This is a genomic window from Paenibacillus hubeiensis (assembly GCF_032334105.1).
Taxonomy (GTDB): Bacteria; Bacillota; Bacilli; order Paenibacillales; family Paenibacillaceae; genus Paenibacillus; species Paenibacillus hubeiensis.
Genome location: NZ_JAVYAE020000005.1, coordinates 229882 through 251254 on the forward strand (window position 1 = coordinate 229882; position 21373 = coordinate 251254).

A 21373-nucleotide genomic window follows, 5' to 3' on the forward strand; every position below is an offset into this window, starting at 1 on the left:
CAAACACCACTGCCATGCAATCCGGCTCCCCTCCCCTACTCCCCCTCAAAAACATTTCTGCCAGATGCGGTTACAAGGCTCCTAGCGGAAATTCGAATCATGTCATGCTCCGCCGGTCCATATTTCTTCCTCGCCCGCCACTGTCGCGAACAATCTCAGCACATGATTATGATGTGAGATGATCTGGCCTGCCTGCAGCTGCGGGGAATGCCAGGTGCTGTGCGCATCGCTCACGAGCGTTACACCATACCCGTGACTGAACGCGCTGCGGCAGGTCGTATCGACGCATACCTCTGTCTGCATGCCGCACAAGATGAGCTCTTTCACGCCCATCTCTTGCAGTAATAAATGTAATTGCGTTTCATAAAAGGAGTCCGGCGTCAATTTCTCGACGATAGCATCCCCTTGCAGGGGCGCAATGCTTGGATGAATTCCCCAGCCGTTCGCCCCCCGTTCCAGCGGGGTGCCCGCTCCTTCGGTATGCTGAATGTAGATCACGGGATGACCGTTTTGGCGTGCTTTGGCGATCAAACTTTTGATTTTTTGAAGCAGCGCCTCTCCCTGGACTACAGGGTCGGCTTCATCGAACATGGCTACCTGAACGTCGATAACTAGAAGTGCTTTTGAGTTGCTCATCCCCATTCCTCCGCTTCCAATATTTTATAATGAGCATCGCTCATCCAACCGGAGGTTTAATCGTTTTGGATGAGGCAAGCAGCCTTCGATCGATGCACGCGAATAACAAGGCGGCCAAAATGCCAAGCAAGCTCAGCGGCAGCCACTCGCCAAAAGAACTTTGGAGCGCCCTTCCGGAGGTAATAACGATCAAATAGATGGTTCCTCCAGCAAAACCAGCGATTGCATACCCAATCGTCGTTAACGTCGTTCTGACACCGGCATTTGCCGTGTGAATCTTGCCCAACCCGTAATCCAGGAGGAACGAAACGGGAATCCCAATCAACAGAAGCCCCGGCGTACCGTAAATCGCATAAATCAGAACGTACATATGGAAATCGTACGCCCCCCTCATGCCTACCGATAGAAGACCTAGAATACATGCAAATGCGATGGACGCAAGCAATGCCGAAAGCAGTTTTCGCGGGATAGCAGCCATCATCCGTCACCCTTTCTTTTCGTTTTCGGGCCGCTGCTGTTTCATAGATCCGGGTCGCCCTTTTACCGGGTAGCCAATTTCCCGGATGTCCTCTTCAAATCTCTCGATGCCGGGAAGTATGCCAATGAAGTTTGAATCCGTCATCATTTCATCTCTCCTCTCCCCGACCCTTCTTCATTCATATCCATCATAACCCATATATCGGAAGATGTGACAGCAAAAAAACCACGGTTTCCCGTGGTTTTCCGCTGTAGTGCGCCTCATTTCAGGCCCACCCTCCATTTCTCTTCCCTTCCCGTCACATCACGAGTCATTAAAACCGAAACCGCTCATGGCCGCCATCGGCCACGCCGTCTATGCGCTCCATGTCCAGCAATCTTCGCTTCAATTCAAGGCCGCCGCGAAATCCGGTCAGCTTCCGGTTGGCCCCGATAATTCGATGGCATGGCAGAAGGAGGGGAATGGGATTTGCTCCGTTCGCAGCGCCTACAGACCGTACGGCGGAAGGTCTGCCGATGGCCACGGCAATATCCCCATACGTCCGGGTCTCCCCGTACGGCACACGTCCAAGTTCCTGCCATACCTGCTTCTGAAACGCCGTTCCGACCAAATCCAGCGGAATGTCCCGCGATACCGCCATCCGTTCTCCGTTGAAGTATGCCTTCAGCCAATCGACGATGCCCGTTCGTTCCAGCGCGGACGCGTCTTCCTGCAGTTCCGCTTCCGGCGAGATCCGCGCAGCCCATGCGCTCCAGTCCTGCAGCGTTTCGTTCGGCATCACGATGCGGCACACCCCTTTTTCGGTAGCCATCGGGATCCAGGGCTGCCCATCCAGCTCCAACGCGGTCCATTTTATGCTTTGTCTCATCGGTTGTCCTCCATTCCGTTCAACCCTTGCTGCTCCGTGCAGTATGCTGCACTTTGGCAGTCTTTCTTTTCATGCTGCGAATCAACGCTTTTGTCTCTGCATCCACGCGGAGCGATTCCGTAATCTTTTGAAGCGCCTTGTTGTAGGTGAAATCGTCCAGCGTATTGTTTTGCAGATAACGCATCGTAATGTCAGGCTGCTTCACATAAGCGATCGAAACGGCCCAAGCCACGGCCATTTTGACGTAATATGCCTCATGCTTGATCCGGTCCAACGCAGCCAGCGCCCTGTCGATATAATGCTCGTCCATATAATAATTCAAGAGCATGACCGCCCCGAAGCGAATCTCGTATTCCTGGTCAGAAATCAGGTATGGCTGCAAAAAAGCCCACACTTCGTCTTGATGCTGTTTCGCCCTTTTCAATCCGATGCAAAAGCTGTCGCAAACGGACCAGTTATCGATCTTGGGAACGAAGCGGGCAATCTGCCGCAGCCATTCCTCCAGATCGGTTTTGACATAACCAAGCACCATCGCCTGCAGCATGGCTTCTTCGAAATAATCGTTCTTCGCCGCCTCCAGGTAACCGCGCCAGTCTTCGGCCGCGATTCGTTTCGCCACCTTGCGCAACGCCGGCAACCTCACTCCGAGCAAATTCGTGATGTTGGGAATGAGCGCCGACGCAAATTTTTGATATTCCGGTTCGGCGAGGGACAACAATTCGGTACGCACATCAGTAATCACTCGGGTCCTCCTCTGATATATAAACTGCAATAATCAATCACACAAGGCCACTGCGAGCGCAGTACCATCTTCCGATCGCTGTTATCCCCAGATTTTTTGATTCCCCTTTTTCAAGGGGAAAATCCGGTGATAAATGCGAACGCTTCGCTTCTCCAGATTGGTTCTGCCTCTCCGTTAACGTGTGTATGTTTTTTGCGGTTTACATAGATATATCTATCTACAAGTATAACTTTTAAGCCTGTGATTGTAAGCCTTACAGGAATGTTTGAGCAAGATTGCAAAATCAAAAAAACTATTTAACTGAAAAAAGAAGCGACGAAAGTTGCTCTCGTCGCTTCTTTTTTCTTGCCCGTTACTATTGTTTGGTAACTTGAATATAATCGAAATCCGGAATAAGTGCACCAGCTGCATCAGACAATTGTTGTTGGTCTTCTTGATTGACTTTTGAATATTTGATTTGAATGTCGCTGCCTTGCTCCACAGCCTGTTTAAATTTCCAAGAATATTTTTCATTGAGATCAATATAAATTTGGTTTTTGCTGTTCCAGTTAAGCGACATCAGATACCCACGAAGAGCATATTCTACGCCGTCAATCTTCAACGTTAATCCTGCTACTGCTGTAGAAGAATTACTTAGCTCGAATCCATTCGCAAATGATAAAAGAATCTTACCGTTTTGTTGAGAATAACTTGCTGTTGGCGACCCGGAAGCAGGAAGCTGCAAAATCGGTCCTGATATTATCTCTTCTGGATACGAATCCTGGGCCCAATCGATCAATCCGGTTGAATTGAACTTTAACGTTGCTTCCCCTTCAGGAAGAGGTGAATCAAATTGCAGTGTGTACGTGATCTCGCTCGATCCATAGCTGTATTTGATGAAATTCGGATTGTAACTCACACTTGCAATTTGCATACTGAATCTTGCTCTAGAAGCCGCGTCGAAATTCAACTCAGGAAAATCATACGGATCCCAGCCGGGCTCTATGTCTACCAAAACAGAACGACGATCAGAACTAAGCATAATATTTGTGAATTTTGGACTATACGCATTAATTTTTGCATTGGAGAAGCTTACTACCTCATTTTCAGCATCGCTCAAGTCCTTCAATGCAGTGCCGTTATAGCTGACTCTCAGAGTACTCAAATCAGCCTCTGTGATGCCACTGACATGAAGCTTGACATAGGCCGGTTGGATCCCTGTCTGCTTGTTAACCACACTTAAAGATTCCACGCGGCCACTGCTCAGCGTAAAGTCTTGGATGGAAGGAACGCTACTTGTGTTTAGTTTCTCGTTGAAATAGACATAAATCGAGTCCAGATCTCTGTTAATATACTTTGCGTAAGAAACTGGAGGTTGGGTATCCAAACTGCCGACGACGGTCTGGTCGAATTGAATTCGAGTGACTTCGCTTGAAACATACCCTTGGGATTGGTTAGCAATAACAAATTCCACTTTGGCTTCTGACTTATTACTATCAGAGATTTTGACCCCTGTATCGAAATCCTGAACCTGGTTGATTTGATCGGAGGTTATTTCAAAATACGGCCATTGATTCGTATAAATAAGCTTATTGTTTTCCCCTGAATGCCCTTCAAGGACAGCCTTTACATCTGACTTCCACCCACCATTAATAACGTTGACAATCATGTAGACTTCCGCAGGCGCGTTCAGTGCATATTTAACATGAATTGTGCCATCTTTAATATAAGCTTGGGGATAGCTGCTCACAAAATACGGATCGATAAATCCGTCAATGCCTACATTGTTCGTTCCAGCGGCCCTGATCGTCAAATCGTATTCATGTGTTCCTGCCGCTCCGCCGCTTAAAGTCGCTGTTAATTTTACGAATTGATCCTCTTTTTCAATTCGGGTGATGACCCCTGTGCTGGACAATGCAGACTCATTATCAGTCGACCAACTGATTAGAACTCCCGGATAGCCTGGCAGGGAAGTCGGAAGAAACAAATCACTAATGACGTTATTTTTATCTGTATTTTTCCCGAGGAACACTTTCTCGATTTCAGCGAATACTTCCTTTGCGCTTACGGGAGTTTGAACAGGTCCGAAAGCTGCACTTATGGCTGAACCGCTAGCCTGGATTTCGTCAGACGCAACATGAACACGAATATACTTTCCGCCATCGTCTTCAGTTAACGTATATTTTGCAAATGTTGCCCCATCAATTTTACTGTACAATCCTGTCTCTGTATCCGAACGATACCACTGATACAAAGCCTCTTGATTTACAGGCCCACCTTCGTAATGCACTGTTCCTGCACTTAACTCTGATCCTACCAATAGCTCCCCTGCGATCGGATCGATTGCCTGTAGAACCACTGTTCCTTCCGGACGATACGTAATCGTCATAGAAGTATCCGCATACCCTTCACGAGAGATGATGAGCTGATGCTGTTCAATGTTTCTTGGCTGATGGATGTCTAACTTGAGCAAGAAACGGTTGGTTTCATTTCCTTGACTCAGTCCCACTCCAAATTCAGGATTATACTCCATCCCATCCAAAGTTACTTTTACCCCAGAAACATCCACTAACGGATTTGCATCTGCGTCCGTTAAAGAAACAACACTGTATACAGAGGTAGTTACCGTTCCCTGCAAAGCTTGCGTTGCTGTTATCGAAGCATCGTAATGATTTGCTTGAATTAACGATTGATCGCTGCTTAGTATCGTAACATGTTCATTATTGGTTTTTGTTTCCTCATCCAGTTGGGTATCGGGATCTACAATGGACCCTTCATATTTAGACAATGTTATACCCAATGCGGGTGCTGAAACCGTAATCGTTGAACTAAAGCTAAATGTTCCATCCTCAGTCGTAGCGATAACTGTTCCTGTACCGGGAGTCAAGGCCGTTACTAAACCAGAATCGCTTACACTAATGATCGAAGTCTGGCCGTCAGCTACTTTCCAGTTGACTCTGGGATTGGTCGCATTGCCGGGCGAAACCGTTGCGGTAAGTTGCGTTTTTTGGCCAACCACAAGAGAAGCCGATGCAGGTGCAACCGTTAGGCCTGTCACCGCAACATATTCGTTTCCATTCCCTGGTGCAGAGCCTCCCGAATTTCCTCCTCCGGTGCTACTTCCACCAGAATTTCCAGCATTACCACTATTTCCAGTACCTGTACTCGATCCTGTCGTTCCAGCCGAAGGTACATAAGCAGCACCGTTAACTACAATGCTTGAGTTGCCTGAAGACTTGTCAATGTTGACGTTTCCGGTAATATTCGTTTCTGCTTCAGCAACAAACTCCTTGATCGACCCACTTGCTGCAATTTTTACATTCACAGCATGGTTTACTACTTTGTTGAAGTTGCCATCCAGTTTGATTTCTTGGCCTGCAAGGATATCGGCCGGGATTTCAACTGTCTCAAATCCGCCACCGGTAAGGTCCTTAGTGACAACCAAAGCGCCGCTTTCAAGTACAGTTAAAGATACCGATGTGCTTCCTGTAGCAAGAATCCGCACTTTGCCATTGTATTTGTTAACGACAAGTGCTCCTTGTACATCTACATTATTAAAAATAATGGAGTGCTCCCCACCGCCTTGAATGTGTACGTTGCCTTTGATTTGGACGTTATCAAGGGTTACTTCACCTTCTCCGACACCTTGTGTGACATACAAATCTCCGGAAATAGTCATATCCTTCAAAATCACATCAGGGGTATTGACCACAATATTTCCTTGGACGTCTTGCGAATATTCTCCAGGGGTTGTGACGAGCATCTGTATCAAATGATCAAATAAAGTGACCGCTTCGGCTCGAGAAAGGTTGGCCTGGGGCTCGAACGATCCATCCGGTCTGCCGTTAATTACTGATGCGGATACGAGGCTTTGTACCGATGCTTTGGCCCAATCAGCGATTTGATCACTGTCTTTGAATGTAACCGAATCTGTACCAGCAGCCGTTTGGAATGCTCCGGCCAAAAGCACTGCCGCTTCCTGACGCGTAATGGTTTTCTCCGCCAGAGCCTCACCATTCGTTCCTTTAAGAACGCCTGCCTTGTCCAGCTTTAGAATCGCACCGTAGTACCATTTATTCGATTCTAAATCCGAGAATGAATTGCTTCCCTCTTCTATGTATTTCATAATATTGTCAATCATGGCGGCAAACTCAGCCCTTGTTACTGGTGAGTTAGGACGAAACTTGCCATTGTATCCTTTTACTACGCCGTATCCTGTCCACTCTTCAATTGCTTTTTGTCCCCAATGTCCTGAAATATCCCCGAACAAGGACTTGCTGTTGAGACTCTCTGTAGAAATGGTTTCCGCATTTGAATTCATAATTTCAAAGGATGAAGCAAAAGTTGGAGTTATTCCCGGTAATAAAAGTGCGGTTGCAAGGCTAGCGCTTACAATCTTTCTCGAAAACTTCTTATTCATTTTTTATGGACTCCCTCTTCAAAAATTGGTAAAGGCTAGTTTTGTTATCCCTCCCTTCAGCAATTATAGTCGACTTAGTCTTTAAGACTCTCTTTTGGATCATTATAGTAAAAAAGACATAATGAAATATTAGTCTTTAAGAATCATAAAAACAATAGATTTGGTAAATTTTTTTCCTTTTTATATTTTTTTATCGTATTCAACCCCAATGTTCCTAACCCTTAAGCACTATTCTAACAACCTAAAGCGACTTTTCTGCAATAATGTACTATAGCGAACATATGCCGCCAAGGTATGATTCAGGGGACTTCAATTCCAAGGAGGCACCATGAATCTTACGTCCTTTCTCGTCTACTGCGTCATCGTCACGTTTACCCCGGGACCCAGCAACCTGGTCATTCTGTCCTCCGTCCAACATGCGGGCGTGCGAAAAACGATGTCCTATGTATGGGGCGCTACGCTGGCCTTTGGCCTGCTGCTGGCCGCCTCGGCGTATCTCAATCATCTGCTGGCAGACATGCTGCCGGGCATTCTTCGCACCATGCAGATCATCGGCTGCGTCTACATGCTCTATCTGGCATTCCAAATCTATAAAATGGGTTCAACCGAATCGACGGGTGGGCATACGACCGGCTTTATAAACGGCCTGCTGATGCAATTTGTGAATCCCAAAGTCATCCTGTTTACGTTTACCGTCATTCCAAGCTATGTGCTGCCCTATTACAACAATCCACAAACGTCGTTCATCTTCGTGCTGCTGATTACGTTCATCGGTTTTCTCGCGTACTCCAGTTGGCTGGTTTTCGGGGCCGTCTTTCGCACCTGGCTGCAAAAACACCGAAAAATAGCAAATACACTCATGGCATTATTTTTGGTATACTCAGCTATCATGGTATCCGGGATCATATAGAGAGGGGCTGACAGGATGGATATGTTCAACTACAAAAAAACGACCGACGTGCTGTCCCTGACGGCCAGCTTCTCGGAATTCGCCTATAAAAAGCATTGCCACGAGGAATATGCGGTGGGGGTCACGCTGCGCGGCATTCAACAATACCATTTGGATGGGCATTACCAAGCTTCCCATAAAGGCGGAGTTATGCTGTTCAACCGGGAACAGTCCCATGACGGCAGCTCCTACGACAAAGACGGCATCGATTATGTCATGCTGTACATTCGGCCGGAGCTCGTACAGGATATTCTGGGAAAAAAGGAGCTGCGTTTCGACGCGCCGATCGTCTATGACCGCAGAATGGCCAGCAGCATCTTGAAGCTGAACGATGCCGTTCAGCGTCAGGACGAGCCGCTGTGCAGCGAACTTTTGCTGGACCTTGTTCATTTTCTGGCCCGATCCGAAACCCGGAGTCCGGCACTCAGGCCCCATCACGAGTTTGTCCGGAAAGCCAAAGAAATCATGTTTTGCAGTACGGACGACGTACTCCAACTTGAGGCATTGTGCAGCGAATTCGGCATGTCCAAGTACAAATTTATCCGCGAGTTCAAAGCACTCTCAGGCATATCGCCATACCAGTTCTTCCTGAATTGCAAAGTGGAGCGGGCAAGGCATGTCATTGAAAGGCAAATGGATATCTATGCCGCCGTGGCAGAATGCGGCTTTGCCGACCTGACACACCTGAACCGGCATTTTCGCAGAGTATTCGGCATTACGCCCCATGAATACATGCTGCAATTGAATGCGTAACAAGACGGTCGCGCCTGTCCCAAGCAGCTTCACGGCTTCGCCAGCCGAAGCATTTTTCAAGGAAAGATTTTCAGAACAGCGAAGTCATTCCACAATGCCATCCTGAATGAGATGCAAATCGACATGGACCCGAATGTCCATAGAACCGTAATGTGCATAAAATTTCTCGCTGTTCCAATGCGGCGTGCAGCTTCGCACATATTCGCCATAAGCGACGGGGTCAACATTGGCTTGTTGAAATTTGCGCACCAGTTGATTGATTTTGGTTTCGAGATGTTTCTTCATTTCGGTTTCGCGGGCTTTCATGTCCCGGCCGGAAAGCAGAAACTCGTTGCGCGCCGCTTTGATGACGGAAGCATGGATTTGCACGGAGGTTTCTACCGCAGGTGCGGCCGAATGGCCGCCCAACAAACGATGCTTCACCGACGAAGACGTTATTTTCAGCAGCGCGTAATCATCCCCGGGCGGAGTGGTCTGCCGGTTCTTCGCCGAATCGCCGATCGGGGCCAGAAACTTGCCGTTTTTCGCGTTTTCCGTTAGCAGCTTCAGGCAGAGCCCTTCTTCTTCATTGATCTGCAACGCAGCTTTGTCCCCTTTGAAAACGACCACCCCGTCCACGGCGATGCGGTCCTCTCCGATCGGCCTGAGCCGAGGCAGGTATACGTCCTGTCCCTTGCTGAAATATTGGAACAATGCCTGGTGCAGGCTAAAATGGGGACTGTTTTGAGCATTGGAATTTTGCTCGATCAGCTTTAACAGGAACAGCGGATCGTTGAATTTCATCGACTTTTTGATCAGCTCCAGCGCTTCCCCCTCGGCCACGGCCATTTGCATTCTTCGGGACACCCGGGTGTTATGGGCCAGCACCTGCAGAATGTCCGCGATTCCCCGCTCGACATATGCTTCGCCCAGCACCATGACTCTCAGTTGACCGTATTCGATCGGCTCTTTCGCCTGTGCATTCATGCGCGGCATTACGTCGAAGCTGTTGGTCGAATCGATCTCCAGCAGGTCTACCCCGCTCTTGTCCTTGTCCGTATATTCGCCGATCAGCACGCCATTGTGGATCTGGTTGTCTTTCAGGTCGTACGCGGAGGTCAGCACCAGACTGATCTCGTTAATGATGCTGGTATCCCTGCACGAACTGAGAAGCATCAGGGTGAAGGACAGCAGCAGTATTTTGCATGCACGAACCATACGTGTCACTCCTCGTCGAGTCGATTCGTTTGGCGGGATGTCCTCGGATTGTAGCGCCTCATGGACAAAGGCTTGAGATAACTCGGTCTGGTATCGGTCACCTCATAGGACGCGCGAATCAAACTGTCTGTGAGATCCTTGAAACGCAGCGGAAAGAAGGGGGCCATATACGGAGAACCCAGCGAGCGCAGCCTGGAAAGGTGCACCAGCAAAAAGCAAAGCCCGATCGCGATGCCGAGCGCACCCCAGATGGCTGCCAGCAAAATGATGGGAAAACGCAAAAAGCGGATGGCATTGGACATTTTATAGATCGGGGTCACGAAAGAAGCGAGTGCGGACAGCGAAACGATAATGATCAGCACGTTGCTGGTTAAGGCCGCCTCTACGGCCGCCTGGCCAAGAATGATGCCTCCCACCACGCCCAGCGTCTGTCCGATCCGGTTTGGCAATCTCGCTCCTGCCTCCCGCAGAAATTCAATCGTAATTTCAAGAAAAATGGCTTCGATAAAGGGAGGGAACGGCACGTTCTGCCGGGACGCAATCAGCTTGCCGAGCAGTTCCTTCGGCACCACTTCGTAATGATAGGTCATCAATGCAACGTAGAGAGCCGAAGCAAACAGGGAGAAAACGACGCCAAAGATGCGAATCAATCGAAAAAAGGACCCCAGCGCCCAAGGCAAATAATAATCCTCCGGCGAAACGAAAAAATCGAACAGCGTGGACGGTCCCGTCACGATGCTTGGCGAGCCTTCGCTGATGACGGCCACTTGGCCCTGCATGAGGGCATAGACGACGCGATCGCGGCGCTCCGTCGTCGTGAACAGCGGGAACGGGGTCAGCGAATTGTCCGTGATCAGCTGATCCAGTTGCGACGTGTCGAAGACTACGTCGAAGTCGATCCCCCTCAGTCTCTCCTCCATCCTGGATACGTTCTCGGGATGAGCGATGCCCTCGACGTACAGGATGGCCACGGTGGATCGGGATAAAGAGCCGAGCGTCATTTGTTTGATGATCAGATTCGGCGTCCGCAGCTGCATGCGAATCAAATGCAAATTCACCGGCAATGCTTCCACGAACCCCACCTTCGGGCCGATGACGCTGAATTCGTTCTCGGTGTCGTTGTCGCCCCGCACCCCGTCTTTACCGACCATCGGAACAATAATAACCTGCTCCGCCCGGGCATGTTCACGAATGATCAGATTTCCTTGAAGAAGCAGCGGTATCACCTGATCCGTCTGCTGCTCGACTTTCGTTTCCTCGATCGGGATGCAGCGTAACAGATCGTGCAGCTCCAATCCCGCACGGGGAGCAAGTTGGTCCTGCAATCCGTGAATGACCAATTCCAGCAGACGGCTGTCCACCAAGGTCTTGTAGTAACACAGCTGCAGCTCCAGACCATTTCCGTCCAATTCCATATCCTGAACGATAAAGTCGTCGGAACGGCGGCAGGAGGAGAGCAGGTCTTTGTCCTGATGCTCCGGATTCGGAGATGTCTCTTTTTGCTCCGTATTCATACGCCCTCCCCTTTCCCTGAATGAAGTGGCTCGCCCTGTCGCGGACGATCCCTTTCGCTTCGCCGGATCAATGAAACCAGAAATAACAGCGGAACGTACATCAGAATCAGCATTTCCCCTGTCAAGTCATACCAGGCCGTCAGTTTTTCGAGCATGACCGTATCCTTGACCACGAACAGCATCGTCACAAAGAGCAGTATCATCGCCTTCAATCCAAGGCTGGGCCGGATGGCGCTTTGCAGCTTTATGCAGCGGCAGGAGGCCCAAAGGCTTAAAGCGATGATCGACAACATTTTCAGCAACCAGAGGGACAGCGCCAAATATTCCATGCGCTGGATGAGCGGCAGTTCGATGATGCTGATGAGACTGAGCGTGGGCCACAAATGCTCTTTCATCTGTCCGGGGCTGAAAAACATGTAAGCAAGAACGAAAAAAACAAGGTAAACCGCCGTTGCGGTGAACAATGCCGAATACGCCCATTTCACCGAACGCTCCGGAGACTTCACGTATGGATAGATCACCAGCAGTATCCCGCAGCCGATGAATTCATGCAGCATCTGCCGCGTGGACACCCATAACGCTCCCGCATCGTGATCCAACACGGGAAGCAGATTGCGGGGATGCAGGTAGGAGGCAACCATAAAGGTCTGGGGAAAAACGAAAATCAGGATAAACAACGTGCCCCACAGACAGATGCCGGCAACCGAACGAATCCCGCCCGAGACGCAGTAATAGATCAGGATGAGAATAACCAGACCAAGCATCCACGCGTTTTGCGTTGGCAGAACCCAGAGCTGGATGATATGGACATAGGTTTGGAACGTCACGAGCGCCCCCATGATAAAGTACAGAATGAACATCCAGTTGATGAAGGCTCCCAGATAGGAACCCCAGTATCGACGATTGATATGCACAAGAGAGGATCGGTCCGGAGATTGGCGGCCAAGCAGAACAAACATCATCTTGATGATCAGGCCGATGATGGCGGCTGCGGCCAAAATGCTGATCCAGCCGTCATTCGCCGCGCCGCGCAGCATATTGTGTTGAAAATTCATCAAACCTGCACCGACGAAGCTTACATAGAGCACGAAATATAGATGAAGCGGGGACATCGCGTAGCGATTTTCAGAAGTGTTCACAGAGATCTCCCTTTCTCAAGTGAATCGGATGGTAACGATTGCGTCATCATCATGCGTTTTTCCTTGAGATTAGGTTGGAAATAAATCGAAATTTTATGCAAAAAAGAAAGGACCGCCAGCGGCGATCCTTTTCAAACCAAACGGCCTCGCCGGATCGGAATGATCCGGCAAGGCCTGTCCAAATCACGGATTACAATTGTTCGCCGTTGGACGCGATGACGTCTTTGTACCAGTAGAAGCTTTTCTTCGGCGTTCTGCTCAGATCGCCGTTGCCGTCGTTGTCTTTGTTGACGTGAATGAATCCGTAACGCTTTTTCATCTCGCCCGTCGATGCGCTGACCAGGTCGATGCACCCCCACATCGTGTATGCGATCAGATCCACCCCGTCAGCCACCGCTTCCTTCATTTGCGTGATATGGTCGCGCAAATACCGGATGCGGTAATCGTCGTTGATGGAACCGTCCTCTTCCACAACGTCCACGGCTCCCAGGCCGTTTTCCACAACCATGAGTGGAATTTGGTAGCGGTCATAGAGATGGTTCAGCGTATATCTCAATCCTTGCGGATCGATCTGCCAGCCCCAATCGGACGCTTCCAGATACGGGTTTTTGACGCCGCCGAGCAAGTTTCCTCCGACTTTTTCCACCGATGGATCAGCACTTTCCACGAGGGACATGTAATAACTGAAGGAATAGAAGTCTACGCAGCCTTCTTTCAGCGTTTGCTCGTCCTCCGGCTGCATCTCGATCTGGATGCCTTGTTCCGCGAAGAAACGTTTGGCAAAGCCGGGATAAGCTCCGCGGACTTGCACGTCTCCGCAGATCATGTTGGAGATTTGGTCTTTTTTCTGTGCAAGCAAAATATCGTCCGGGTTGCACGTGTTCGGGTAGGTCGTCATAAACGCGACCATGCAGCCGATTTTGAAGTCAGGATTGATCTCATGGCCCAGTTTCACCGCTTTGGCGCTCGCCACGAACTGATGGTGCAATGCCTGAAAACGAGTCTGCGGATCGTCGATGCCGTCCGTCAGCGTCGTTTTGCCGTCGAACAGGATGCCCGCGGCCATGTACGCGCCCATCGGCATCGTCAGGCAGTTGATTTCATTAAATGTCAGCCAGTATTTGACCTGGTCTTTGTACCGGTTGAAGATCGTGTCGCAATAGCGAAGATAGCAATCAATGACTTCACGGGAAGCCCAGCCGTTATATTTTTGAGTCAGCCCAAATGGCGTTTCGTAATGGGAGATCGTAACCAATGGTTCGATGTTGTATTTTTTCAGCTCGGCAAAAACGTTGTCGTAAAATTTCAGGCCCTCTTCATTAGGCTCCAGGTCGTAACCGTTCGGATAAATTCGGGACCAGTTGATGGACATGCGGAACATTTTGAAGCCCATCTCGGCCATCATCGCGATATCTTCTTTGTAATGGCCGTAGAAATCAACGGCCTCGTGGCTCGGATAATACGTCCCCTCTTCCAGGACAGGCGTAATGCGACGCGGCGTCGTGTGCGTACCCCCGGTCATCATGTCGGACGTGCTTGGTCCTTTGCCGCCCTGATTCCATCCGCCTTCAAACTGGTTGGCCGCCGTAGCGCCGCCCCAAAAGAATCCGTCTTTCATCTTCATCTCTGCATCCTCCTTCATGTCTGGTCAAGCCTTCAACACAAGTGTACCACTCATACCCTGACAACGTTTGTCATGGTATAATCATGATATGGAACATAATCGATTATTCAAAATGTTGTTGCTTCTGCTGGAAAAAAAGAAAACGACCGCCCCGGAGCTTGCGCGCCTGTTCGAAATATCGGTGCGCACCGTCTACCGGGATATCGACCGTTTGAGCGCCGCTGGCATTCCGGTTTATACGACGACCGGCAAACATGGCGGCATTCATTTGATGGACCACTATGTCATGGACAAATCGCTGCTCAGCGAGGACGAGCAAAATGAAATTTTGCTCGGTTTATACAGCGTCAGTGCCATTCCCCACCTGAATGGCGCCCGGATGCTGCAAAGGCTGACGGCGCTGTTCGACCACAAGCTGGACTGGATCGAATTCGAGCATTCGCCGTGGGGCAGCATTCCTGATAAAGAAATGGAGCTGTTCAATCAGGTGAAGCAGGCGATATTTGCGCGCCAACCGATTTCATTCCATTACGTGGATTCCAATGGCGAGGCAAGCATGCAAACGGCTCAGCCCGTAAAACTCGTATTCAAAAACAACACCTGGTACTTCAAAGGATTGAAGCAGCTTGAAAGCGGCACGGCCGTCGTCGAAACCTTCAAAATCAAACGGATCAGCCAGCTGCGGTTTGTCCCCGGCCTGCCTGTCCTTGATCCATTCGCTTTACCGACGGATGAAGCCATGCAAACGCCGGAGGAACTGGTCCGGATCGAGTTGCTTTTTTCGGATACTGTGGCGTACAGGGTACATGATTTCTTTGATCCGGTGTCGATCCACCCTGAACAAGACGGTACGCTGCGGGTAGTCATGCACCTGGACGAGGGCGAACGGCTGTATTCCTTTCTGATGTCCTTCGGTGCCGAAGTCACGGTCTTAGAACCAGCGAGAGTCAGGGAAGAATTGTTGAGGCGGCATCGGCGGGCCGTTCAACATTTACTGGAAGAAAGTGGCGTCGAGGGTAAGGAGGAGTGATATAATGGAACCAGCGTTGTCTTTTTTCGAATTATACCTATCTCTTGCCAAGGAGGCTTGTCCATGATCCAACACATCCGACGCAACAATGTTGAACGCTTCAAAGGATTTGGCACGCTGTACGACCAAAATCGGCCTTCCGCCCCGACGGAAGTGGTCGAAATCCTGACCGCCTATCTGGGCGGGCAGCCGCGGCTTGTCGCTGACGTTGGCTGCGGCACCGGATTGTCCTCGTGGGTTTGGCTGGACCACGCCGAGCGCATCATCGGTATCGAGCCGAGCGACGACATGCGCGCCGTTGCGGAAGCCAAATGGGAAGCTGCGGGCAAGCCGGACAATCTGAGGTTTGTTTCCGGCATGTCCCACGAGCTCGGGCTTCCGGATGGAAGCGTGGACGTGCTGACATGTTCCCAGTCCTTCCACTGGATGGAGCCCGTGTCCACCCTGCGGGAATTCGCGCGTGTGCTGCGTCCCGGGGGCATTTTCGCTGCCTATGACTGCGATTGGCCGCCCGTGCTGGACTGGTCGTTGGAAACGGCCTATCAACGTCTGATCGCACAGGCCGATGATTTGGCATTCACGCTATCGGAATCGGATCACCAGGCCCACAAATGGAGTAAAGAAGGGCATTTGGAGCAGATTCAAAAGTCGGGACTCTTCCGTTATGTTCGGGAAATCGTGTTCCATCATCACGAGACCTTCACGGCCGAACGTTTCGTTAATCTCGCGCTTAGCCAAGGCGGACTGCAAACCGCATTGAAACTAGGAGCGGAAGAGCTGAACGGTTTGGCAGATGCGTTCAGGCAGCAAGCCGAAGACGTGTTTGCGGGTCAGACCCGGACCGCTCTATTTTCCTATCGCATGCGTTTGGGAGTCGTTTGATCGTTGGCACGGAAGAATGATGTACGCACCAAAGGAGAGTGTTCAGACTTGCACGTTAAGACGTATGAAGATTGGATAGGCCAATGGCTGGACGCCCATTTCGATACGCCACATCGGGAAATGGTCATGTCCTATCCCGCCAAAACGGATGCTGAAGACTACGGCGTGCCGCAAGCGATGCAAGATGGCAAGGTCGACGAAGAAGGTTGGGTGCGCTGGAAAATGGTCGCCTCAACGGTCACGGCAGAGCAAGTAAGGGAAATGGAGCGTACTTGCCGCCTCGCCGCTCCCGTTCCCCCGCTGTATCTGGCTTATCTCACTACACGTTTCGTGTTGAACGTAAACCTTCGATACGATGACTTCATCGTTACTTTGCCGGACCTGCCCTCCGATCATGCTTTACGCGACGTACGGACGATGTGGATGAACTGGGAGCAGCTCATTCAGCATGGATATATTCCGATTGCCACGTATGAAGATGGTGCAGGCCCCGTTTGCTGCGATACGCAGAGCCCCCTTCCGGATGGGGATTATGATATTGTCTGGTTTGATCACGAGGAATTCGTAACCGAAGATGCCGGAAGCCGCGCACGCTTGGAAGCAATGGTCAAGCCGCTGTTTCCGTCATTCCGGGACATGCTTCTCTCCGCCAAAGGAAGTCCCGCATCGCTGAAATGATGAATTACAAACAGCCGTTCCTTGGAGAGCGGCTGTTTCAATTTTTCCCGTCAGGAAGAGAACAGGCGGCTTAATTGGCCTTCCTGTGCGTTTAGTGCAAACACCACCTTGGAGGGGTCCTGCGGCGAGTACATCACCTGAATGATGTGTCCCTGCTGCACCTGCGGCAGCGCGGAGGTCAAGATTTCCTTTTGCGTCGTGACGGTAAACGTTTCTCCACTGCTCTTCGTTATGCTTAGCGTGATCTGGAGTTTGATCTTGCCGGATGTGATGCTTCCCAGCGGAGTTACGTCCATAATTTTGGCCATTGCCTTCTCCCCGGTGCGCGCAATCTCCATCATTTCCGGCGATACGCCCTGCTGCACCATCTTCTCGTTTAACAGTTCCTGCAAATCGTCCTGCGACAGCCGTCCCTTCAGGTCCAACCCCACCTTCCGCTCATCCTTCTCAGAGACGATCAATGGCACGAAGCTTCCCGGCTGGAATTGGGCCAATGACGTGAGCGGAACGATCGTGCGCAGCTCGGCATCATACTTCTCCCGTCCTTTGCGGGAGACGGTAAGCCGGAGCCTGACCTCCGGCTGTTCATTCACGTAGGTGCCTGTCTGCTGAATGGCGTTAATGATGCCGACCGCAGGGAGCCCCGATTTGATGCGGCGCGTCCCTAAAAACATGCTCAGCAACGACGGAATGAAAATCAGGCCAAACCCCGCATAAATCGCTGGCTTATACCACCAAGCGTCCATAATTAGGAACGGATCATTCCATAGATGTTGAGCCAGAAAAGGGGAGAAACCTACGCCGAATACAAGCAAAATACCGATTAGTCTAAAAAACGATACCACGTTATCACCTCTTAAAATCAATTCAATTCGTTGTTATATGAATTTAATGATGAATCCACTGCCTTATGTTCATTCCCTCGGCCATCAGCCCGATATCCATCCCATATAGATCAGTTCTGCCGGGTTTGCGGGATTTTTTCCTAAACCTACCCGGTCGCCAGCTCTGGGAATCTGCATTTTGGACACCAGCGTCTCCAGCGTTCGCCGATACCTGCTGCCATCCGTCTCGGTCACGTCAAGAACCAGCACAACGATGGGATCGAAGTTGATCAGCTTGCCCGTATCGGTAACGCTCACCACCGTCGCCGTTGCTGCGATGGGCAGCGAACCGCTTGCCGCCAATTGTGCCTGTCTGGCCGAATCGAGGCTCTGATTGATCGCGTTGCGATACTGCTTCGGCACCATCCCTTTCATCAGCATGCCCGTCAATCCTTTGTTCATCAATGTATCGGCCTTTGCGATCGCATCTTCCTGTTTGTTTTTTCGTCCGAACCATCCCATCATGATCAACCCCTCGTTTGGTTTGTTCTATATAAACCACACTAATCAGTCACACAAGGCACTGCGAGTGCAGTACCATCTTCCGATCGCTGTTATCCCCAGATTTTTTGATTCCCTTATTTCAAGGGAAAAATCCGTTGATCAATCTATGCTTCCGATGCAGCTTTCTTTCAGAAAGCTTCTAGGCGACCGCTTTGCTTCTCCAGATTGGTTCTGCCTCTACGTAAGGTATGAATGTTTTTTGCGGTTTATATAGGTTATAGTTTCATTATAAACACGCCATCCCCTGATTGGATACGGGTTCGGAAGCATACAAAAAAACCGGAAAGATCGGCCGTTTAAATCTCCGATTTCCCGGTTTTGCATACCCTCAAGGGTCGTTTCTGCAAAAAAACGATAGCTTTACCACAATCAATGACTGTTTTAGAGAAATGTTTTGCGGTATGGAGCTTATTTTTTTCGCAGCAAATATACGAGCTTGCGATAATACGTCGCCGCCTCCTTGTACCGCCGCAGCTCCTCGTTTACGACGGCCAACCCCTCATACAGCCGCTCGAGCCGCAGCGCATGCTGCACCGACTCAAAATACGGCAGGCAGGCCAGCGCTTTCGCAAGAAACGGCTCCCGTTCGCCGTGAGCAAGCGCCAGCTGGCTCTGATAAAACGTGGCAGCCATCTGTTGATCCTGCGTGATTGCGCAATTTTGCAGCCGGTCCACGCTATGGGCCAGCATGCCCCAGTTTTTGCGGGCCAGGGCTACCTCGCAGCGATATATCCAGAGCAGCGGCGCCATCGCCTGCCGGGTCTCCTCCGGTTCCCGTCCGAGCAGTGCTTCGAATCGGTCGATCTCGTCCTGGGCCTGATCCAGCTCGCCCGTCATCGTCAGCATGACGATCCGGTTGTTGGCGATCGCCGTCACGAGATCGCCCTGATTCGCCGCGTAGACGAGATTGGCTTCCGCCATCGACAGCGCCGAGAGCGCTTCTTGCGCGAGCCCCATTGCGAAACAATACCCGCTATATGCTACGTACAGTCCAGACAAGCGGTGAAACAGCCGCCGATCGTACACCTGCCGCATGGTCAGCTCAAACGTCTGTTTAGCCTCCTCATACTGCTTGACCTGAATATAAGCTTCCATTTTGATGTTCTGCACCGACAGCCAGAACTCGCTGCCAGGTGCCACAAGGTCGCCAAGGCGCGTGGCATGCGTCAATACGTCGGTAAAAGCATGCTTGGAGCGATAATACTGCACTTTGTAATATAAAAGCGCTTTGGACAGCGGGGCGGGAAGGTCCACGTCGTCGGGCCGTCCGTATTTCTCAAGGTAAAAGTTCAAATAGGATGTATGGATGTATTCATGGGCATCCGCATCGTTCAGTTGCTGATAATAGACCGCCTTCATCAGTGCGGTGGTCAGCTCCACGACTAGTGCATCGTCCCTGTCGTCCAGCGCATGCACCGCTTCCTCTGCAAGCATCGATGCCGGAACCGACAACTGTTCAAAGACGGCTTCGGCCCGGGCCAGCGTGCCTTCATCTTGTGCCCCGGCTTGCAGCACATAGGACGGCGGAACGCCAAGCCGCACTGCAATGGCTTCCGCCAAATCTTCGGGCAGCGGGTAGCGCTGCGCAAGAATATTCGCGAAATGGGCCTGCGTCACCAGCCCTTCCACCAGATCTTTGCGCGAAATGCCTTTTCGTTTGCTTAGAAATTCAATCCGTTCTTTTAGCATGACAGCATTCCTTTCCAACCAACTCGGGGGTCGTCCCTCTAGTTGTTATCATCCCAAATTCGCAAACCGAATGCCAGCATTCGGGCAAAATCATTCCAAACGGTTTCCGTTTCGGGCCTAATTGTTTTACAATGGAAAGGTATGTACACATGAGCTGAACATGAAAGGATGCTAATCATGATCATTAAACCAAGAACGCGTGGTTTTATTTGCACAACTTCCCATCCGGTCGGCAGCGCCGCCCAAGTACGGGAGCAGATCGAATACGTGAAGTCCCAGCCGAAGCTGAACGGGCCGCGCAACGTGCTTGTCATCGGTGCCTCCACCGGCTACGGACTGGCTTCGCGCATCGTCGCCGCATTTGGCGCGGGAGCGAACACGATCGGCATCTATCGCCCAAGCACGTCCACCGATAAACGCACCGCTTCCGCAGGCTGGTATAATTCCGCTGCATTCGAGCGCGCGGCCGAAGAAGCCGGACTGAAATCGTACAGCCTTACAGGCGATGCATTCGCCAACGAAACAAGAGAACGCGCCGTTGAATTGATCCGCAGCGAGCTGGGCCAAGTCGACCTCGTCGTATACAGCGTCGCTTCGGCACGCCGTACCGATCCGAATACCGGCGAAGTATTCAACTCCGTGCTGAAACCGATTGGTCCGTCCTATACCAACAAAACCGTCAACTTCCATACAGGGGAAGTCAGTGAGGTAACACTGGAATCTGCGACGGAAGAAGACATTCGCCAAACGGTAAAAGTCATGGGCGGCGAAGACTGGCAGCTGTGGATCGATGCCTTGCAGGAAGGCGGCGTGCTTGCCGACAACGCAACCACCATCGCGTTCTCCTATATCGGTCCGGAACTGACGCATGCTATTTACCGCGAAGGAACGATTGGCCAAGCGAAGGATCATCTCGAAGCGACGGCACGCCAATTGAACGAACGTCTTGGCGCAACCGGAGGCCGGGCGTACGTGACTGTGGCCAAAGCGCTTGTGACCCAATCCAGTTCCGCCATTCCGGTGGTGCCGCTTTACATTTCAGCGCTCTATAAAGTGATGAAAGAAAAAGGACTGCATGAAGGCTGTATCGAGCAGCTGCAGCGTCTGTTCGCAGACCGTTTGTATGCAGGCGGCGAAGTGCCAACCGATGCGGAAGGACGTATTCGCATCGACGATTGGGAGATGCGCGAGGACGTTCAGCAAGAGGTTGCCGACATCTGGAACCGCATCACGACCGACAACATCTATGAGCTGTCCGATCTGGAAGGGTACCGTAAAGAGTTTTTCCAACTGTTCGGCTTCGAAACCGAAGGCGTCGATTACGATGCAGACGTTGATCCAAACGTCGAAGTGCTGCATCAGCGCTAAGCCGACATCCTTAAATGACAAAGAGACAGTCCAGCACCA

The 21373-nt window shown here is 50.8% G+C and carries 19 protein-coding genes; 6 read left to right on the forward strand and 13 right to left on the reverse strand.

The window, feature by feature from the left end; genetic code table 11:
• Window positions 1-102 precede the first annotated feature (102 nt).
• The 6 genes from RSX24_RS16300 to RSX24_RS16325 all read right to left on the reverse strand — a co-directional run bounded on the left by RSX24_RS16300 (window position 103) and on the right by RSX24_RS16325 (window position 7123).
• A complete protein-coding gene (locus RSX24_RS16300; RefSeq protein ID WP_236415574.1) occupies window positions 103-636 on the reverse strand; it encodes a cysteine hydrolase family protein in 534 nt (177 codons plus the stop codon).
• Between the two features lie 40 nt (window positions 637-676).
• On the reverse strand, window positions 677-1117 hold the full coding sequence (locus RSX24_RS16305; protein WP_236415573.1) for a hypothetical protein: 441 nt from the start codon (window positions 1115-1117) through the stop codon (window positions 677-679).
• Window positions 1118-1120: 3 nt separating this feature from the next.
• Window positions 1121-1261 carry a hypothetical protein gene (locus tag RSX24_RS16310; RefSeq protein ID WP_343261201.1) on the reverse strand — a complete coding sequence of 47 codons (141 nt, stop codon included), beginning with the start codon at window positions 1259-1261 and terminating at the stop codon, window positions 1121-1123.
• Window positions 1262-1427: 166 nt separating this feature from the next.
• Window positions 1428-1982 carry a methylated-DNA--[protein]-cysteine S-methyltransferase gene (locus RSX24_RS16315; RefSeq protein WP_343261202.1) on the reverse strand — a complete coding sequence of 185 codons (555 nt, stop codon included), beginning with the start codon at window positions 1980-1982 and terminating at the stop codon, window positions 1428-1430.
• A 19-nt stretch (window positions 1983-2001) separates the two neighbouring features.
• Window positions 2002-2724, reverse strand: a complete 723-nt coding sequence (locus RSX24_RS16320) for a DNA alkylation repair protein (protein WP_343261203.1) — start codon at window positions 2722-2724, stop codon at window positions 2002-2004.
• Window positions 2725-3079: 355 nt separating this feature from the next.
• Window positions 3080-7123, reverse strand: coding sequence for an S-layer homology domain-containing protein (locus RSX24_RS16325; protein WP_343261204.1), 4044 nt, complete (start codon window positions 7121-7123; stop codon window positions 3080-3082).
• A 328-nt stretch (window positions 7124-7451) separates the two neighbouring features.
• On the opposite strand from RSX24_RS16325, the gene RSX24_RS16330 reads away from it, so the two are divergent.
• Together RSX24_RS16330 and RSX24_RS16335 are read left to right on the forward strand one after the other, a co-directional pair.
• The gene (locus RSX24_RS16330) at window positions 7452-8033 is read left to right on the forward strand and encodes a LysE family translocator (protein WP_339274159.1); all 582 of its coding nucleotides are present in this window, start codon (window positions 7452-7454) and stop codon (window positions 8031-8033) included.
• A 15-nt stretch (window positions 8034-8048) separates the two neighbouring features.
• Window positions 8049-8825, forward strand: coding sequence for an AraC family transcriptional regulator (locus tag RSX24_RS16335; RefSeq protein ID WP_236415567.1), 777 nt, complete (start codon window positions 8049-8051; stop codon window positions 8823-8825).
• Between the two features lie 84 nt (window positions 8826-8909).
• Here the strand turns inward: RSX24_RS16335 and RSX24_RS16340 are convergent, their stop codons facing one another.
• From RSX24_RS16340 to RSX24_RS16355, 4 genes are all read right to left on the reverse strand, one after another.
• On the reverse strand, window positions 8910-10022 hold the full coding sequence (locus tag RSX24_RS16340) for a Ger(x)C family spore germination protein (protein ID WP_343261205.1): 1113 nt from the start codon (window positions 10020-10022) through the stop codon (window positions 8910-8912).
• Window positions 10023-10027: 5 nt separating this feature from the next.
• A complete protein-coding gene (locus RSX24_RS16345) occupies window positions 10028-11536 on the reverse strand; it encodes a spore germination protein (protein ID WP_343261206.1) in 1509 nt (502 codons plus the stop codon).
• Complete coding sequence (locus RSX24_RS16350) at window positions 11533-12675, reverse strand: GerAB/ArcD/ProY family transporter (protein WP_343261207.1); 1143 nt, start codon at window positions 12673-12675, stop codon at window positions 11533-11535. The genes RSX24_RS16345 and RSX24_RS16350 overlap by 4 nt, the downstream gene beginning before the upstream one ends.
• Window positions 12676-12865: 190 nt before the next feature.
• Window positions 12866-14299, reverse strand: coding sequence for a glycoside hydrolase family 1 protein (locus RSX24_RS16355; protein ID WP_236415563.1), 1434 nt, complete (start codon window positions 14297-14299; stop codon window positions 12866-12868).
• A gap of 88 nt (window positions 14300-14387) precedes the next feature.
• Between RSX24_RS16355 and RSX24_RS16360 the strand changes: the two genes are divergently transcribed.
• From RSX24_RS16360 to RSX24_RS16370, 3 genes are all read left to right on the forward strand, one after another.
• Window positions 14388-15329, forward strand: coding sequence for a helix-turn-helix transcriptional regulator (locus tag RSX24_RS16360; protein ID WP_343261208.1), 942 nt, complete (start codon window positions 14388-14390; stop codon window positions 15327-15329).
• 63 nt (window positions 15330-15392) lie between these two features.
• Entirely contained in the window at window positions 15393-16211 is an 819-nt protein-coding gene (locus RSX24_RS16365) for a class I SAM-dependent methyltransferase (RefSeq protein WP_343261209.1), read from the forward strand.
• 48 nt (window positions 16212-16259) lie between these two features.
• The gene (locus tag RSX24_RS16370; protein ID WP_343261210.1) at window positions 16260-16889 is read left to right on the forward strand and encodes an SMI1/KNR4 family protein; all 630 of its coding nucleotides are present in this window, start codon (window positions 16260-16262) and stop codon (window positions 16887-16889) included.
• A gap of 50 nt (window positions 16890-16939) precedes the next feature.
• Here RSX24_RS16370 and RSX24_RS16375 read toward each other — a convergent pair whose 3' ends face one another.
• The 3 genes from RSX24_RS16375 to RSX24_RS16385 all read right to left on the reverse strand — a co-directional run bounded on the left by RSX24_RS16375 (window position 16940) and on the right by RSX24_RS16385 (window position 19966).
• Window positions 16940-17734 (reverse strand): hypothetical protein, encoded by a 795-nt coding sequence (locus RSX24_RS16375; protein WP_343261211.1) that lies wholly within the window; start codon window positions 17732-17734, stop codon window positions 16940-16942.
• An 84-nt stretch (window positions 17735-17818) separates the two neighbouring features.
• Entirely contained in the window at window positions 17819-18238 is a 420-nt protein-coding gene (locus RSX24_RS16380) for a hypothetical protein (RefSeq protein ID WP_343261212.1), read from the reverse strand.
• A 447-nt stretch (window positions 18239-18685) separates the two neighbouring features.
• A complete protein-coding gene (locus RSX24_RS16385) occupies window positions 18686-19966 on the reverse strand; it encodes an XRE family transcriptional regulator (RefSeq protein ID WP_343261213.1) in 1281 nt (426 codons plus the stop codon).
• Between the two features lie 177 nt (window positions 19967-20143).
• On the opposite strand from RSX24_RS16385, the gene fabV reads away from it, so the two are divergent.
• Window positions 20144-21334 carry an enoyl-ACP reductase FabV gene (gene fabV / locus RSX24_RS16390; protein ID WP_236415556.1) on the forward strand — a complete coding sequence of 397 codons (1191 nt, stop codon included), beginning with the start codon at window positions 20144-20146 and terminating at the stop codon, window positions 21332-21334.
• Window positions 21335-21373 lie beyond the last annotated feature (39 nt).

Bases quoted from the DNA above. Each gene is read 5' to 3' on its own strand.
- RSX24_RS16300 (WP_236415574.1), bottom strand. From the start codon at position 636: ATGAGCAACTCAAAAGCACTTCTAGTTATCGACGTTCAGGTAGCCATG.
- RSX24_RS16305 (WP_236415573.1), bottom strand. From the start codon at position 1,117: ATGATGGCTGCTATCCCGCGAAAACTGCTTTCGGCATTGCTTGCGTCC.
- RSX24_RS16310 (WP_343261201.1), bottom strand. From the start codon at position 1,261: ATGATGACGGATTCAAACTTCATTGGCATACTTCCCGGCATCGAGAGA.
- RSX24_RS16315 (WP_343261202.1), bottom strand. From the start codon at position 1,982: ATGAGACAAAGCATAAAATGGACCGCGTTGGAGCTGGATGGGCAGCCC.
- RSX24_RS16325 (WP_343261204.1), bottom strand. From the start codon at position 7,123: ATGAATAAGAAGTTTTCGAGAAAGATTGTAAGCGCTAGCCTTGCAACC.
- RSX24_RS16330 (WP_339274159.1), top strand. From the start codon at position 7,452: ATGAATCTTACGTCCTTTCTCGTCTACTGCGTCATCGTCACGTTTACC.
- RSX24_RS16335 (WP_236415567.1), top strand. From the start codon at position 8,049: ATGGATATGTTCAACTACAAAAAAACGACCGACGTGCTGTCCCTGACG.
- RSX24_RS16340 (WP_343261205.1), bottom strand. From the start codon at position 10,022: ATGGTTCGTGCATGCAAAATACTGCTGCTGTCCTTCACCCTGATGCTT.
- RSX24_RS16345 (WP_343261206.1), bottom strand. From the start codon at position 11,536: ATGAATACGGAGCAAAAAGAGACATCTCCGAATCCGGAGCATCAGGAC.
- RSX24_RS16355 (WP_236415563.1), bottom strand. From the start codon at position 14,299: ATGAAGATGAAAGACGGATTCTTTTGGGGCGGCGCTACGGCGGCCAAC.
- RSX24_RS16360 (WP_343261208.1), top strand. From the start codon at position 14,388: ATGGAACATAATCGATTATTCAAAATGTTGTTGCTTCTGCTGGAAAAA.
- RSX24_RS16365 (WP_343261209.1), top strand. From the start codon at position 15,393: ATGATCCAACACATCCGACGCAACAATGTTGAACGCTTCAAAGGATTT.
- RSX24_RS16380 (WP_343261212.1), bottom strand. From the start codon at position 18,238: ATGATGGGATGGTTCGGACGAAAAAACAAACAGGAAGATGCGATCGCA.
- RSX24_RS16385 (WP_343261213.1), bottom strand. From the start codon at position 19,966: ATGCTAAAAGAACGGATTGAATTTCTAAGCAAACGAAAAGGCATTTCG.
- fabV (WP_236415556.1), top strand. From the start codon at position 20,144: ATGATCATTAAACCAAGAACGCGTGGTTTTATTTGCACAACTTCCCAT.